14 protein-coding genes are annotated in these 15,440 nt (G+C 67.8%); 9 read left to right on the top strand and 5 right to left on the bottom strand.

The annotated features are described in order from the left end of the window. Together scpA and RH90_RS02470 are read right to left on the bottom strand one after the other, a co-directional pair. Positions 1–1,519 (bottom strand): methylmalonyl-CoA mutase (gene scpA, locus RH90_RS02475; protein WP_010183660.1); only part of this gene is annotated, 1,519 nt, incomplete at its 3' end. Next, a complete protein-coding gene (locus tag RH90_RS02470) occupies positions 1,516–3,042 on the bottom strand; it encodes an acyl-CoA carboxylase subunit beta (RefSeq protein ID WP_010183659.1) in 1,527 nt (508 codons plus the stop codon). The genes RH90_RS02470 and scpA, both read right to left, overlap by 4 nt. A gap of 87 nt (positions 3,043–3,129) precedes the next feature. Between RH90_RS02470 and RH90_RS02465 the strand changes: the two genes are divergently transcribed. From RH90_RS02465 to RH90_RS02450, 4 genes are all read left to right on the top strand, one after another. Further along, complete coding sequence (locus tag RH90_RS02465) at positions 3,130–4,539, top strand: helix-turn-helix domain-containing protein (protein WP_010183656.1); 1,410 nt, start codon at positions 3,130–3,132, stop codon at positions 4,537–4,539. A 157-nt stretch (positions 4,540–4,696) separates the two neighbouring features. Further along, on the top strand, positions 4,697–6,727 hold the full coding sequence (locus RH90_RS02460; protein WP_157134504.1) for an HAD-IIB family hydrolase: 2,031 nt from the start codon (positions 4,697–4,699) through the stop codon (positions 6,725–6,727). Then, on the top strand, positions 6,724–7,872 hold the full coding sequence (locus RH90_RS02455; protein ID WP_010183654.1) for a hypothetical protein: 1,149 nt from the start codon (positions 6,724–6,726) through the stop codon (positions 7,870–7,872). Before RH90_RS02460 ends, RH90_RS02455 begins: the two co-directional genes overlap by 4 nt. After that, positions 7,869–8,780 carry a glycosyltransferase family 2 protein gene (locus tag RH90_RS02450; RefSeq protein WP_010183652.1) on the top strand — a complete coding sequence of 304 codons (912 nt, stop codon included), beginning with the start codon at positions 7,869–7,871 and terminating at the stop codon, positions 8,778–8,780. Before RH90_RS02455 ends, RH90_RS02450 begins: the two co-directional genes overlap by 4 nt. On the opposite strand, the gene RH90_RS02445 is transcribed toward RH90_RS02450, so the two are convergent. The 3 genes from RH90_RS02445 to RH90_RS02435 form a co-directional block, all read right to left on the bottom strand. Then, positions 8,714–9,802: a glycosyltransferase gene (locus tag RH90_RS02445; protein ID WP_010183651.1), complete on the bottom strand. Its 1,089-nt coding sequence runs from the start codon at positions 9,800–9,802 to the stop codon at positions 8,714–8,716. The two genes, RH90_RS02450 and RH90_RS02445, sit on opposite strands and share 67 nt — an antisense overlap. A 249-nt stretch (positions 9,803–10,051) precedes the next feature. Continuing rightward, positions 10,052–10,585 (bottom strand): DUF805 domain-containing protein, encoded by a 534-nt coding sequence (locus RH90_RS02440; protein WP_010183649.1) that lies wholly within the window; start codon positions 10,583–10,585, stop codon positions 10,052–10,054. A gap of 72 nt (positions 10,586–10,657) precedes the next feature. Beyond that, on the bottom strand, positions 10,658–12,163 hold the full coding sequence (locus RH90_RS02435; RefSeq protein ID WP_010183648.1) for a YifB family Mg chelatase-like AAA ATPase: 1,506 nt from the start codon (positions 12,161–12,163) through the stop codon (positions 10,658–10,660). A gap of 112 nt (positions 12,164–12,275) precedes the next feature. Between RH90_RS02435 and RH90_RS02430 the strand changes: the two genes are divergently transcribed. The 5 genes from RH90_RS02430 to yidC all read left to right on the top strand — a co-directional run bounded on the left by RH90_RS02430 (position 12,276) and on the right by yidC (position 15,339). Beyond that, complete coding sequence (locus RH90_RS02430; protein WP_232280287.1) at positions 12,276–12,626, top strand: hypothetical protein; 351 nt, start codon at positions 12,276–12,278, stop codon at positions 12,624–12,626. 102 nt (positions 12,627–12,728) lie between these two features. Then, a complete protein-coding gene (gene rpmH / locus RH90_RS02425) occupies positions 12,729–12,863 on the top strand; it encodes a 50S ribosomal protein L34 (protein WP_010162954.1) in 135 nt (44 codons plus the stop codon). Between the two features lie 11 nt (positions 12,864–12,874). Beyond that, positions 12,875–13,186: a ribonuclease P protein component gene (gene rnpA, locus RH90_RS02420; RefSeq protein ID WP_029624981.1), complete on the top strand. Its 312-nt coding sequence runs from the start codon at positions 12,875–12,877 to the stop codon at positions 13,184–13,186. 151 nt (positions 13,187–13,337) lie between these two features. Continuing rightward, positions 13,338–13,550, top strand: coding sequence for a membrane protein insertion efficiency factor YidD (gene yidD / locus RH90_RS22460; RefSeq protein ID WP_010183645.1), 213 nt, complete (start codon positions 13,338–13,340; stop codon positions 13,548–13,550). A 34-nt stretch (positions 13,551–13,584) separates the two neighbouring features. Next, entirely contained in the window at positions 13,585–15,339 is a 1,755-nt protein-coding gene (gene yidC / locus RH90_RS02415) for a membrane protein insertase YidC (protein WP_010183644.1), read from the top strand. Positions 15,340–15,440 lie beyond the last annotated feature (101 nt).

Raw genomic sequence — 15,440 nt, 5'->3', positions numbered from 1 at the left:
GCGTGCGGGCACCTTCGCGCAATGCATCCAGCGCGGCCTGGCACTTCGCCTCATCCCGCCCGGCCTTCGACCGCGCGATCCGCGCGATCTGCGACTCCCGCACCGCGACGTTGTCGACGTCGAGAATGTCGATCGCGTCCTGCTCGGCGAGCTTGTACTTGTTGACGCCGACGATGACGTCCTCGCCCCTGTCGACGCGCGCCGCGCGCCCGGCAGAGGCTTCCTCGATCATCGCCTTGGGCCAGCCCGCCGCGACCGCCTGCGCCATCCCGCCCTCGGCCTCGACCCGCTGGATGATCTCCCACGCCTTGTCGACCAGCTCCTCGGTGAGCGCCTCGATGTAATACGAACCACCGAGCGGATCGACGACCTTGGTCATCCCCGTCTCTTCCTGCAGCACGATCTGCGTATTGCGCGCGATCCGTGCCGAGAAATCGGTCGGCAACGCGATCGCCTCGTCGAGTGCATTGGTGTGGAGCGACTGCGTGCCGCCCAGCATCGCCGCCATCGCCTCGACCGTGGTGCGGATCACATTGTTGTACGGATCCTGCTCGGTCAGCGACACGCCCGACGTCTGGCAATGCGTGCGCAGCATCTTCGAGCGCTCGTCCTTCGCGCCGAGATCGGTCATCACGCGGTGCCAGAGCTTGCGCGCCGCGCGCAGCTTGGCGACCTCCATGAAGAAGTTCATGCCGATCGCGAAGAAGAACGACAGCCGCCCGGCGAACGCATCGAGATCGAGCCCGCTCGCCATCGCAGCCTTGGCGTACTCCCGCCCGTCGGCGATCGTGAACGCCAGCTCCTGGAGCTGCGTCGCGCCCGCTTCCTGCATGTGATAGCCGGAGATCGAGATCGAGTTGAACTTGGGCATGTGCGCCGAGGTGTAGGCGATGATGTCCGAGATGATCCGCATGCTTGGGCTAGGTGGGTAGATATAGGTGTTGCGGACCATGAACTCCTTGAGGATGTCGTTCTGGATGGTCCCGTCGAGCAGGTGCTGCGGCACCCCCTGCTCCTCGCCCGCGACGATGAAGAAAGCGAGGATCGGGATCACCGCGCCGTTCATCGTCATCGAGACCGACATCTTGTCGAGCGGAATCCCGTCGAACAGGATCTTCATGTCGTCGATCGTGTCGATCGCGACGCCCGCCTTGCCGACGTCGCCGGTGACTCGCGGATGGTCGCTGTCATAGCCGCGATGCGTCGCCAGATCGAACGCGACCGACAGCCCCTTCTGCCCCGCCGCCAGGTTGCGGCGGTAGAAGGCGTTCGACGCCTCGGCAGTCGAGAAGCCGGCATATTGCCGGATCGTCCACGGCCGCCCCGCATACATCGACGCACGCACCCCGCGCGTGAACGGCGCGAAGCCCGGCAGACCGGGGTCGATCCCTTCCACGTCAGCCGCGGTATAGAGCGGCTTGACCGCGATCCCCTCGGGGGTCTGCCAGGTCAGGTCACGCCCCTTGACCTCCTTGGCAGCAGCGGCCTGCCAGGCATCGAGCGTCGGTTTGTCGGTCATAGCGGGATGTTGTCGTGCTTCTTCCACGGGTTCTCAAGGCTTTTTCCGCGCAGCTTGCGCAAGCCCAGCGCGATCCGGCGGCGCGTCGAATGCGGCTGGATCACCTCGTCGATAAAGCCCTTGCTCGCCGCGACGAACGGGTTGGCGAAGCGCGCCTCGTACTGCGCGGTCTGCTCAGCGATTTCGGCGGGCGAGCGGCCGCGGAAGATGATCTCGACCGCGCCCTTCGCGCCCATCACCGCGATCTCGGCGGTCGGCCAGGCATAGTTGAGGTCGCCGCGCAGATGCTTCGACGCCATCACGTCATACGCGCCGCCGTAAGCTTTCCGCGTGATCACGGTGATCTTGGGCACGGTCGCCTCGGCATACGCGAACAGCAGCTTGGCGCCGTGCTTGATGATGCCGTTCAGTTCCTGCGCGGTGCCCGGCAGGAAGCCCGGCACGTCGACGAAGGTGACAATCGGGATCTCGAACGCGTCGCAGAAGCGCACGAAGCGCGCCGCCTTTTTCGAGCTGTTGATGTCGAGGCAGCCGGCGAGCACCATCGGCTGGTTGGCGACGAAGCCGACGGTACGCCCCTCGATCCGCCCGAAACCGATGATGATGTTGCCGGCATGCGTCGGCTGGACCTCGAAGAAATCGCCCTCGTCGACCGTCTTCCGGATCAGCTCGTGCATGTCGTACGGCTGGTTGGCGCTCGCCGGGACGAGCTGGTCGAGGCTGTGCTCGATCCGGTCCCACGGGTCGGACGACGGCCGTTCGGGCGACGCTTCGCGGTTCGAAGCCGGAAGGAAGTCCACGAAGTCGCGGGCCGCGAGCAGCGCCTCGATATCGTTCTCGAAGGCCAAGTCTGCGACCCCCGACTTCGTGGTATGCGTCACCGCTCCACCCAGTTCCTCCTGCGTGACGATCTCGTTTGTAACGGTCTTCACTACATCTGGGCCGGTGACGAACATGTAGGAGCTATCCTTCACCATGAAGATGAAGTCGGTCATCGCCGGGGAATAGACGGCACCCCCGGCGCATGGCCCCATGATCAGAGAGATTTGCGGCACGACGCCGCTTGCCAGCACATTGCGCTGGAACACTTCGGCATAACCGCCGAGCGAGGCGACGCCCTCCTGGATGCGCGCGCCGCCGCTGTCGTTGAGGCCGATCACCGGCGCGCCGACCTTGAGCGCCATGTCCATGATCTTGCAGATCTTCTGCGCGTGACGCTCGCTGAGCGAGCCGCCGAACACGGTGAAATCCTGCGAGAAGACGAACACCAGCCGGCCGTTGATCGTGCCCGATCCGGTGACGACGCCGTCGCCCGGGATGATCTGGTCCTGCATCCCGAAATCGACGCAATTGTGCTCGACATACATGTCGAGCTCCTCGAACGAGCCCTCGTCGAGCAGGACATTGAGCCGCTCGCGTGCGGTCAGCTTGCCCTTGGCGTGTTGCGCGGCGATGCGCTTTTCACCGCCGCCCATGCGGGCGGCTTCGCGCTTGCGTTCCAGTTCGGCGAGGGTCGAAGACATGCGCACTCCCTTAGGTCGCGCTCGTCTTGCCGCTCTGCGCGCACTATGCAAATGTGGTTTTGCAAATATGCGTGTGGAAACTTCACAATGCCCTCCTCCCAATCGCGCCGATCGTTCGACGGCTACCGCGTCCGCGCGGTGCGCAAGCAGCTCGGCCTCAGTCAGGCGGGGATGGCGAAGTCGCTCGCGATATCGGTGTCGTATCTGTCGCAGATCGAAAGCGGCGACCGGCCGATAACGGGCAATGTGCTCGCCGCACTCGCGGCGCATTACCCGCACGACTGGTCGGCGATCGACCCGAGCGAGACCGAGACGCTGCTGTCGGACGTGATCGACGCCTGCGCCGACCCGAGCATCGCCGACGTCGTCACCGACCTCGGCGATATCGAGCGGGTGATCCGCCAGCACCCGCTGATCGCGCGCCGCCTCGCCGCGCTCTATGCGACGCAGCGCGCCAATCTCGCGCAGTTGCGCGCGCTCGACGATCAGGTTGGCGCCGAGGGCAGCGCGCGCCGCCTGCCGTGGGAGGAGGTGCGCGACTGGTTTCACGCGCAGCAGAATTACATCGACGAGATCGACCGCGCCGCCGAGCGGATCGCCGCCGAATTCGCCGACGGGCCCGCGCTCCAGCAAATCGAAGCGCGGCTGCTCGATCGCTTCGGTGTGCGCGTCGCGCCGATCGCGAAGGGCGACCGCGCGATCCGCGCGTTCGATCCAGCAGGCGTGCTCCACGTCGATCCGTCGCAGCCGGCGGAAAGCATCCTGTTCTCGGTCGCGTACCAGCTCGCGCGGCTGGAATTCGGCGACCTGATCGAGAGCATCGCGGCACGCGGATCGCAGACGAGTGTCGGGCGACAACTGCTCGGCGCGGGCATCACCAATTACGCCGCGGGCGCGCTGCTGATGCCGTACCTCGCCTTCCGCCAGGCAGCGCGCGACTGCCGCCACGATGTCGACCAATTGCGGCTCCAGTTCGGGACGAGCTTCGAGCAGACCTGCCACCGCCTCTCGACGCTCCAGCGCCCCGGCGCGCTCGGCATCCCGGTGTTCTTCTGCCGCGTCGACATGGCGGGGAACATCACCAAGCGGCATTCGGCGACCCGCCTCGAATTCGCGCGCTTCGGCGGCGCCTGCCCGCTGTGGGTGGTGCACGAAGCGGTGGCGATCCCCGATCGCATCCTCGTCCAGCTCGCCGAGACGCCCGACAGCGTGCGCTATGTCTCGATGGCTAAGGGCCTCGTCAAACCCTCGAACAGCTATACCCGCGCCCCGCGTCGCTACGCCGTCGCGCTCGGTTGCGAGGAGCGCTACGCCCCCGCCTTCGTCTATGCCGACGGCCTGCGCACCGACAGCAGCGCGACCCCGATCGGCAGCTCGTGCCGCGTATGTCCGCGCGCTGATTGCGACCAGCGCGCCTTCCCACCCGCGGCGAGCGATCTGCATATCGATCCGGACCGGCGCGGGCGCATTCCCTACGAACTTCGCGCCACGTCATAACGACCGTTTCGGGACTTTTGCCGAGGGAACAGACACTTCGCGTCAGAAGCGCATCGGAAGCCGAGCCTGGCTCGGAACGATTCCAGATGAACAGACGTTCATATACGCCATCCCGAAGCGGGCTGGTGTTCTTGAAAGGTTCGCTTTGGTGTTTGTGATGTCGATCGCGCTTGGCGGATGCGTAAAAGGGCCACCGGTCGAGTTCGGCATTACGGAAGATACCGGCGGGCACATCACCTACGCGCTCGGCGCCGCGCGCGCGCTCGCTGCGCTGCTGCAGGTCGATCGCGTCGAGATCGTCACCCGCCTGATCGACGATCCCGCGCTGGGATCGGCCTATGCCGTCCCGCTCGATACGATCGCCGACGGTCTGGCGATCCGCCGGATCGACAGCGGCAACCGCGCCTATCTGTGCAAGGAAGCCAACGCCGCCGACCGCCCCGCCTTCACGCGCGCGCTGATCGCGCACATCGCCGGGCTCGAGCGCCGACCCGACGTGATCCACGCGCATTTCGCCGACGCCGCCGCTGTCGCCGAGCAGGTCCGCGCCGCGTTCGGCATCCCGTTCGTCTACACCGCACACTCGCTCGCGATCGACAAGGCGCTCGCGCAGGGTGGGAGCGTCGGCCTCGCGCGCCGGATCGCCGAGGAAGATCATGCAATCGGCGCGGCCGACGCGATCATCGCCTCGTCACGCGACGAAGCCGAGCGGCAGATCATGCTGTACCCGTCGGCGTGCCCCGCCAAGGTGCATTGCGTGCCCCCGGGCGCCAATCTCGACAGCGTCGATCTCGCGGATTCGGCCGCCGATCTCGCGGCAGCGCGCGCGCTGATCGCGCCGTTCCTGCGCAATCCCGATCTGCCGATGATCCTCGCGATCGCGCGGCCGGTGGCCAAGAAGAATTTGACCGGCCTCATCGACCTCTTCGCCGCCGACGCAGGGTTGCGCGACAAGGCCAATCTGGTGATCGTCGCGGGGCTGCGCGATGGCCCGCAATCGGGCGAGCCCGAACAGCGCGAGGTCATCACCGGCCTGCTCAACCGGCTCGATGCGCATGATCTCTACGGCACGCTCGCACTGCCCAAGCGCCACAGCCAGACCGATATCGCCGCGCTCTATGCGCTTGCCCGAGAGACGGGAGGCGTGTTCGTCAACCCCGCGCTGACCGAGCCCTACGGGCTGACGCTGACCGAGGCAGCGATCCACGGCGTGCCCGTCGTCGCGACCTCGCATGGCGGGCCGGCCGACATCGTGGCGCGGCTGGGCCATGGCCATGTCGCAGATCCGCGCGATCACACCGCCTTTGCCGACGCGATCCACGCCTTGCTCGACGACAGGATCGCCTGGGCGCGCGCGTCGGCCGCCGGGCGGATCAACGCGCGCGCGCTCGACTGGACGAGCTACGCCAAGCGCTTCGTCACGATCGCGCAGGGCTTGCGCGCCGTGGCCGCGCCGCGCGCGAAGGCGCAGCGGCTGCTGCTCTGCGACATCGACAATACGCTCACCGGCTGCAGCGTCGGCGCCGACGGCATGGCGACCTTCCTCGCGAGCGAACCGACGCTTGCCTTCGGGGTGGCGACGGGCCGCTCGCTGCAGGAAGCCGAACGGCTGCTCGACGAATGGCGCCAGCCCGCGCCGCATGTGCTGATCACCTCGGTCGGGTCCGAAATCTATTGGCGCGATGGCGCGCGGCTGGTCGCCGACCGGGCCTATGCACAGCATATCGACGCCGGCTGGGATCCGGCGGCAATTGAAGCGCGGGTCGCGGGTCTGCGCGGGGTCGAGGCGCAGCCGCCGGTCGAACAGCGCCGCCACAAGCGCAGCTATTTCGTCAGCGAGCCCGCGGTCGTCGCCGCGATCCGCGCCGCGCTCGCCGATCTGCCGGTGCGCGTGATCCACAGCCACGGCAATCTGCTCGACATCCTGCCGCAGCGCGCCGGCAAGGGCGCGGCGATGGCGTGGACGGGCCGCGTGATGGGGATCGCGCCCGATCACGTCTATGCGGCCGGCGACAGCGGCAACGATCTCGACATGCTCGACGCCTGCCGCAACGGCATCATGGTGGCGAATTACAGCGCCGAGCTCGCACCGCTCATCGGCCGCCCGACGATCTACCTCGCGCGGCGGGCGCATGCCGCGGGCGTGGTCGAGGGCATGAAGGCCTATGCCCAGGCGCGCGCGGCATGACGCGTCCGATCGGCTATTTCGTCCATCACCAGGGCCGCGGCCATGCCGAGCGCGCCGCGTCGATCGTCAACGCACTGCCGCCCGAGCGACCGGTCACGCTGTTCAGCGCGCGCGGCGACATCTTCCCCAAGCTCGCGAGCCATGTCGAGGTGCGCACGATCCCCTCGCTGTTCGAGGCGACCGGCGACGAAGCCCCGGCGCTCGCCAATCTGCGCACCCCCGCGACGCTGCACTGCGCGCCGGTCGGCTGGGCGAGCATCACGCACGCGATCGCGACGATCGCGCAGTGGTTCGACAGCGCGCGGCCGGCGTTGTTCGTCACCGACGTCTCGGCCGAACTCGCCCAGCTTGCGCGGATCGCCTCGGTCCCGTGCGTCAGCGTGCTCCAGCACGGCACGCGCGACGATCCCGGCCACATGGCCGCCTATGAAGCCGCGCTCGGGATCCTTGCACCCTATGCTGAGGCACTCGAGCAGCCCGGCCGTCCCGACTGGATGCGCGCCAAGACGCATTATGCGCCCGGCGTCGGGATCGACATCGCGGCGGTGCCCGGCAAGCGCGAAGCGCGCGTCCGGCTCGGCCTGCCGCTCGACGCCGAGATCGTGCTCGTCGTCGCGGGCGATGGCGGGACGGGCACCCCCGCGACGCCGCTGACGCTCGGCGCGCGCGCCGAACCCGATACGCTGTGGCTGACGATCGGCGCGGTCGAGACCGAATGGCACGCCACCGCGCCCGGCAATCTGCGGCATCTCGGCTGGGTCGATACGCCCGCGCTGCATATCGCCGCCGCCGATCGCGTCGTGTCGTCGGCGGGGAACACCACGGTCCACATGATCGCGGCGATCGGCCGGCCGTGGGTCGTGGTGCCGCAGTGGCGCTATTTCGACGAGCAGATCTGGAAGGCGCGGATGCTCGGCGAGGCCGGCGCCGCCGCGACGCTCGACCATTGGCCGTCGCACGCCGCCGCCTGGCACGTCGCGTGGGAGCGCGCGCGCGCGCTCGATCCGGCGCGGCAACACGCGCTGGTCGATGCGCACGCCGCGCCGGACACCGCGCGCTGGCTCGAAACGCTCGCGACGCAGAGCTGGGCGGCGCCGACGATCGACCTCTCCCCTACCCCCCTGAAGCTCGAAAGCCTCGCATGACCGTCTCGATCTGTACGCTCGCCAAGGGCCGCGCCGCGCATCTCGTCAATCTCGTCCATGGGCTCAACGCCCAGCGCCACCAGCCCGACGAACTCGTCATCGCGGTGATGCAGGAGGAGGCCTATGTCCTCCCCGAGACGGGTTTCCCGGTCCGCCAGATCATGGTCGGCGCCGACGGCATCCCGCTCGCCACCGCGCGCAACGCCGCGGCGCAGGCGGCGCAAGGCGAGCAGCTGATCTTCCTCGACGTCGATTGCATTCCGGAGCCCGGATTCGTCGGCGATTATGTGGCGCAGCTCGACCGGGTCGATGCGGTGCTGATGGGCGAGGTGCTGTATCTGCCGTCGGGCGCAACCGACGCCGGGCTAGACTTCGACCGCTTCGCTGAAGTCGGCGTTAAGCATTCCGAGCGCGCCGCCCCCCCGACCGAATTGCTTGGCGACTGCTCCGACTATCGCTGCTTCTGGTCGCTCAACTTCGCGATGCGCCGCGCGACCTTTCTGAAGGTCGGCGGGTTCGACGAACGCTATGTCGGCTATGGCGGCGAGGATACCGATTTCGGCCGCCTCGTGATGGAGGCGGGCGTGCCGATCCACTGGTGCCGCGGCGCGCGCGCCTATCACCAATACCATCCGCATCACATGCCGCCGGTCCACCATGTCGACAGCGTCATCGCCAACGCCGCGCGCTTCCGCGACAAATGGGGGCATTTCACGATGGAGCACTGGCTCCGCGCCTTCACGCTGATGGGGCTGGTACAACTCCAAGACGGCGAGCATATCCGCTTGCGCGACGTGTCCGAGGACGACCTCGCGCTGACCCGCCAGCAGTCGCACCAGCCTTATGCGAGCACGGCGACCGTGCTGGCGCAGCTCGAATCGCGCGCACCGGCGACCGCGGCGGCGTAAGCGCGTTCGTAGCCCGCGATCATCGCGTCGAGCGAAAACTGCTCGGCGACGCGCGCGCGGCAAGCGGCGCGCGGGATTGCCATAGCAGCCGGGATCGCGGCGGCGAGCGTCCGTGCGTCGCTCGCGAGCATCCCGCAGTCGCCCACCACTTCCGGGAGCGCGCCTCGGTCCAGCGCCGCGACGGGAACCCCACACGCCATCGCCTCGGCGGCGATCAGCCCGAACGGCTCGTCCCACATCGGCGTGGCGAGCAGCACTGAGGCATTGCCGAGCAGCCCGACCAGCGCATCGCCGCCGACATGGCCGTGATAGACGCGCGCGGCATCGAGCCGCGGCGCAACCTCGGCGCCGAAATAGTCCATGCAATCGATCGGCCCGACCACGTCGAGCGCGATCCCGGCCAGCGCCGCCGCCTCGAGCGCGACGCCGGTGCCCTTGTTGCCGGTGATCCGCCCGGCCCATACCGCGCGGCCGTTGCCCTCGGCGCGAAAAGACCAGCGCTCCGCGTCGATCCCGTTATGCACGACCGATGCAGTCGCGGGCGGCTCGTCCCACCAGCTCGCCTGATGCGCGCGCGAGGTTGTCGTCTGGCATAGCCACGGCGCGGCATGGTCGCGGATCGCGTTAGCAAGCCCGGCGAAAGGCGGCACGTGAAGCGAGGTCACCATCGGCTGGCGATCGCGTAGCGCCCAGGCGTGGAGCGCGGGGTGCATCGCATTGTTGTGTACGACGTCGAACCCGGAGCGCGCGATCTCGTCCCACGCCGTGCCGAACGCCGCATCCTGGAACGCGGTCAATGCCTCGGTGCCGTGCCACTGCGCCCAGGGCAGGGTCGCCTCGTAATGCCGCGGCGTCACCGCCACGAGCGGTAGCGCAGGGTCGCTGTCGCCGCTCGCGAACAGCGTCACGGCATGGCCGCGCGTGCGCAGGCCGCGGACGAGCTGATGGCAATGCGCCTCCATACCGCCCATGAAGGGCGGCGCGATCGGATGGCGCAGATGCGCGATGACGGCGATACGCATGGTGGACCTGCGGCAGAAAAGAGCGGTCCCGCGCCCTTGCGCCACAACGCCGTCCCGATGCAACCCGCCGCCCCCGGATCGCCCCCGATTGCAATGCCGCCCCCGACCCGTCACCCCAGCGAAAGCTGGGGTCTCCCGGTTAGAGAGGACCGCGTGCGCTACGGAGATTGTAGCCTTCGCTGGGGTGACGGGTCGGTTACGTCACGCTCTTCTCGGCCGCCGCCGACCGGCGGGCGAGAGGGGCACGGCCTATTCGAAGGTGCGCGCGAGATCGGCCGGGATATCCGACTTCGGATCGTTGCCGAAGCGGTTGGGGCCGATCGTCCCCGCGGTGCAATACCAGACCAGCACCAGGATCGCACAGACGAAGCCCGCCAACGCTGCGACGCCGCCGACCAGCGTGACCGCCATGTTCCCCGATGCGGCACCGCCCAGCGTCGCGGCGAAGGCGATCACCAGCGGCACCATCGGCAGCAGGATCCACCAGCCGCTGCGATTGGTATCGTGCATCCGCCGCACCGACACCGCGATATTGGGCACCAGCACCGCGAGCGAGAAGATATTGCTGAGGATCCCGCCGCGCAGATTGCCATAGGCGCCGACGTTGCCGGGCGCCGCGACCGTCGTGCCCGTCGCATGGCCGCCGAGCCCGAGCATCGCATCGAGGATGCCGAGGGCGAAGCCGACGAGCACCTGGAACAGCACCCACATCCAGAATTCCTTGCGCCGCGAACGCCCGTTGAACTGCGCGTAGCGCTTCAACGGCAGGATCATCCATTCCATCTCTTGTCCCCCTTGATGCGCGAACTGCGCGTACGGCAAGTGTCGCTGCCAAACGTTACGCTAGCAAGTCCCTCAATTGCGCGGGGATTGGCGCCGATAGCTGAGCGCCTCGGCGACATGCAGCCGCGCGATCCGCTCGGCCCCGGCAAGATCGGCGATCGTCCGCGCGACGCGCAGCACGCGCGTATAGCCGCGCGCCGACAGCCGCAGCGCCGCCGATGCCTGCGCGAGCAAAGCACGCCCGGGATCGTCGGGCGTCGCTACGGCCTCGAGCAGATCGCCATCGACCTCGGCATTGGTCCGCACCGGATGCTCGGCATAGCGCAGCGTCTGCACCGCCCGCGCCGCCGCGACGCGCGCGGCGACCGCGGCCGATCCTTCGGCCGGCGGCGGCAGGACGAGATCGGCGGCGCTCACTGCCTGGACCTCGACATGCAGATCGATGCGGTCGAGCAATGGTCCCGACACCTTCGCCTGATAATCCGCCGCGCAGCGCGGCGCGCGCGAACACGCGAGCGCCGCATCGCCGAGATGCCCGCAACGGCACGGGTTCATCGCCGCGATCAACTGGACTCGCGCCGGGAAGGTGACGTGTGCATTTGCACGCGCGACGCTGACCTCGCCCGTCTCGAGCGGCTGGCGCAGCGAATCGAGCACCGCGCGCTGGAATTCGGGGAGCTCGTCGAGGAACAAGACGCCCAGATGCGCGAGGCTGACCTCGCCCGGCTTGACCTTCAACCCGCCGCCGACCAGCGCCGCCATCGACGCCGAATGGTGCGGCGCGCGGTACGGACGGGCACGCGTCAGGCGTCCGCCGGTCAGCGTGCCCGCGACGCTCGCCACCATCGACACTTCGAGCGCCTCGGCGGCATCGAGCGGTGGCAGGATGCCGGGCAGGCACGACGCCATCAGCGATTTGCCCGATCCCGGCGGGCCGACCATCAGCAGATTGTGCGCGCCCGCTGCGGCGATCTCGAGCGCGCGCTTCGCGGTCTCCTGCCCCTTGACCTGGCGCAGGTCGGGTCCCGCCGCGGCGTTTTCGATCGCGCCCGGCTGCGGCGTCGCCAGCAGGCCATGGCCCTTGAAATGGTTGATCAGCGACAGGATGTCGGGCGCCGCGACGATCCCCTGCCCGCCCCACGCCGCTTCCGCGCCCTGCGCTGCCGGGCGGACCAGCCCGAGCCCGCGTTCGGCGGCGTGCAGCGCGGCGAGCAGCACCCCCGGCGACGGCGCGATTCGCGCGTCGAGGCTCAGTTCGCCGACAACGAGATAGTCGGCGAGCGTCTCGGCATCGACCACGCCCATCGCGGCGAGGAGCCCGAGCGCGATCGGTAGGTCGAAATGCGAGCCTTCCTTGGGCAGATCGGCGGGCGAGAGATTGACCACGATTCTTTTGGGCGGCAGCGCGAGGCCCATCGCCGCGATCGCCCCGCGTACGCGCTCGCGGCTCTCGCCAACCGCCTTGTCGCCGAGCCCGACCACGTAGAAACCCGGCAGGCCGGGGATCAATTGCACCTGAACCTCGACCGCGCGCGCCTCGAGCCCGAGATACGCCACCGTCGCCACGCTCGCGACCATCCCCTTACCCCCCAGCAAGTGCCGACGGTATAACGGATTTCGGATCGTGACGAATACATGATTCAGACGCTCGACTTGTCTTAGTGATCGTCGTTGCCCACATCGGGAGTCGATGAAGCCGCAACGCCACCCCATGCTCCGCACCTTGTGGTTCTCGACCGGCGTCGTGCTGGTGCTTCTCTCGCCGCTGGTCGGCGCGATCCCGGGGCCGGGCGGGATCTTCGTGTTTGCCGCGGGACTCGCGCTAATGCTGCAGAATTCGCAGCGAGCGAAGCGCGTGTTCGTCGATGCGAAGCGGCGCTGGCCGAAGTTCGGCCATTATGCCGACATGGGCCTGCGCCGCCCCAGCGCGGCGCGGCGGCGCGCGCGCGATCGCGAGCTGGCGCCCGATGGGCCACCGCTGACCTTTCGCCAACGCCTCGCCGAGATGCTAGCGCCGCCGAAGAACGATCGCCCGCGTTGACTTTCGCGCGCCCCGCATTTAAGCGCACCCCAGCAAAGGCCGTCCTCGTGGCGGCCGTTTTCTATTTAGACGTGCCCCGGGCAGAATTTTAGGGAATGAACGATGAAGCGGACCTTTCAGCCGAGCAATCTGGTGCGCGCACGCCGCCACGGGTTCCGCTCGCGCATGGCGACGCCGGGCGGCCGCAACGTGATTCGCGCCCGCCGCAATCGCGGTCGCAAGAAGCTGTCGGCCTAAGCAACCTCCAGATTCGCCGCGATTTTCTCGCGGCGAATTCGGGAAAGCGTGCGCCAATGCCGGGGTTTGTCCTGCAGGTTCGGCCGCGCGACGATGGAAGCCCCGACATGCGTGTCGGCTTCACCGTCACCAAGAAAATCGGCAATGCCGTGGTGCGGAACCGGATGAAACGCCGGTTGCGCGCTTTGGCGCGTGACGTGCTCCCCGATTCGGGCGTGCGCGGCGCCGACCATGTGCTGATCGGCCGCAATGGCGGGATCGAGCGCGATTATGCCGTGCTGCGGGCCGAGTTGGTCAAGGCGCTGGCCAAGGTGGCGCGGTGAACCTCCCCCACAAAACCGTCACCCCGGCCTCGTGCCGGGGCCCACTCGGCGCCTCGCGCAACGCCCAAAGCGCAAAGGCTGCGCGAGCCGCCTGGTGCGCCCCGGCACAAGGCCGGGGTGACGGATGGGCGCATGGTGACGGACCGCAACCATGCTGACTCGCCTCCTCGTCCTGCTCGTCCGCGCCTGGCAGATCGGCCCCTCGGCCGTCCTTCCCCCTTCCTGCCGCTACCAGCCAAGCTGTTCCGCCTATGCAATCACCGCCTTACGTCGCTATGGCGCGGTGAAAGGTGGGTGGTTGGCGGCCAAGCGAATCGCGCGATGCCATCCCTGGGGCGGGTTCGGACCCGATCCTGTGCCCTGAGGACTCCTGCGAGTGACGAACGGATACCGCTAGCGTGAAACAAGATACCCGTAATTTCATCCTGTTCGCGGTGCTCGCCGCGATCATCCTGTTCGGCGGGAATTTCCTGTCGGCGCGCTTCTTCCCGCGTGCGGCGAACCCGCCGGCAACGAAGATGGTCGATGGCAAGAGCCAAATCGTCAACACCCCGACCGGCCCCGCCGCGACGGGTGCCGCCGCGGTGCGCGATCTCAGGGTCGTCCAGGCCGAGAGCCCGCGCGTGCCGATCCGCACCGCCGACCTCCAGGGTTCGATCAACCTCAAGGGCGCGCGGATCGACGATCTGACGCTGACCAAGTACAAGCAGACGATCGACAAGAATTCGCCGCCGATCCGCTTGCTCTCGCCGCGCGGCACCAAGGACGCCTATTTCGCGGGCTTCGGCTGGAACGGCGACGGCGTCACCGTCCCCAATGGCGACACCGTCTTCACCGCGAGCGGCGACGCGCTCACCCCGACGACGCCGGTCACGCTGCGCTGGGCCAATGGCAAGGGCCAGGTCTTCGCGCTGACCTTCGCGGTCGATTCGAAGTACATGTTCACCGTGCGCCAGAGCGTCGGCAATGCCGGCCCCGCGCCGATCGCGCTCCGCCCCTACGCGCTCGTCTCGCGCTCGGGCGTCGGCACCGAGCCCGACACTTGGACCAACCATATCGGCCCGATCGGCGTGTTCGACAAAGGCGCGACCTACGACATCACCTTCGACAATCTGAAGGGCAAGGACGCGACCTTCATGGGCCGCATCTGGGGCAGCAACGCCAAGGCCGGCGACAATTTCTTCGACGCGCAAGGTGGCTGGCTCGGCTTCGGCGACAAATACTTCCTCGCCGCCGTCATCCCCGACCCCAAGGCGCAGGTCCATGCCGGCTTCCACGCCGCCAATGGCGACACTTTCCAGGGCGATTTCACCCAGGCCCCGCGCGTGATCGCGCCGGGCAAGGCGCTCGTTTCGACCGCCAAATTCTTCGCCGGCGCCAAGGAGACCAACACGCTCGACCGCTATGAGGACGCCCAAGGCATCCAGCATTTCGGCAAGGCGATCGACTGGGGCTGGTTCGAGATCCTCGAGAAGCCGATCTTCAAGTACCTCGACTGGCTGTTCCGGATGATCGGCAATTTCGGCGTCGCGATCATCCTGCTCACCGTCACGATCCGCACGCTGATCTTCCCGGTCGCGCAGCGTCAGTTCGCCTCGATGGCGGCGATGAAGGCGATCCAGCCGAAGATGAAGGCGATCCAGGAGAAGCATAAGGACGACAAGGCGCGCGCGCAGCAGGAAGTGATGGCGCTGTACAAGGCCGAAAAGGTCAATCCGCTCGCGGGCTGCCTGCCGACCCTGATCCAGATCCCGATCATGTATTCGCTCTACAAGGTGCTGATGCTGACGATCGAAATGCGCCATCAGCCGTTCGTCGGCTGGATCCACGATCTGTCGGCGGCCGATCCGGCGACGATCCTCAATCTGTTCGGCTATCTGCCGTACCATCTGCCGCCGTTCCTCGCGATCGGCATCGTGCCGGTGCTGCTCGGCATCTCGATGTTCTTCCAGTTCAAGTTGAACCCGGCGCCGATGGACGAGGCGCAGAAGCAGGTGTTCGCGATCATGCCGTGGGTGCTGATGTTCGTAATGGCGCCGTTTGCGGTCGGCCTGCAGGTCTACTGGATCACCTCGAACCTGTGGACCGTCGCGCAGCAGCGTTTGCTGTACGCGCGGCATCCGGGGCTGAAAGAGCCGGCGGTGAAGAAGTGAGCATTTCCCTGCAAATCCTCCCCGGCACGGGGAGGGGGACCGCCAGCCTTCTTCAGGCTGGTGGTGGAGGGGGCGCGCCACAAGCGCTCCACCCGCTGCAC

Origin of the sequence: Sphingomonas sp. PAMC 26605 (assembly GCF_000241485.1) — a bacterium.
In the GTDB taxonomy this organism is placed as follows: Bacteria; Pseudomonadota; Alphaproteobacteria; order Sphingomonadales; family Sphingomonadaceae; genus Sphingomonas.
Note: the sequence above shows the minus strand (reverse complement) of the source record. Positions and strands in the feature narration are given on the sequence as shown.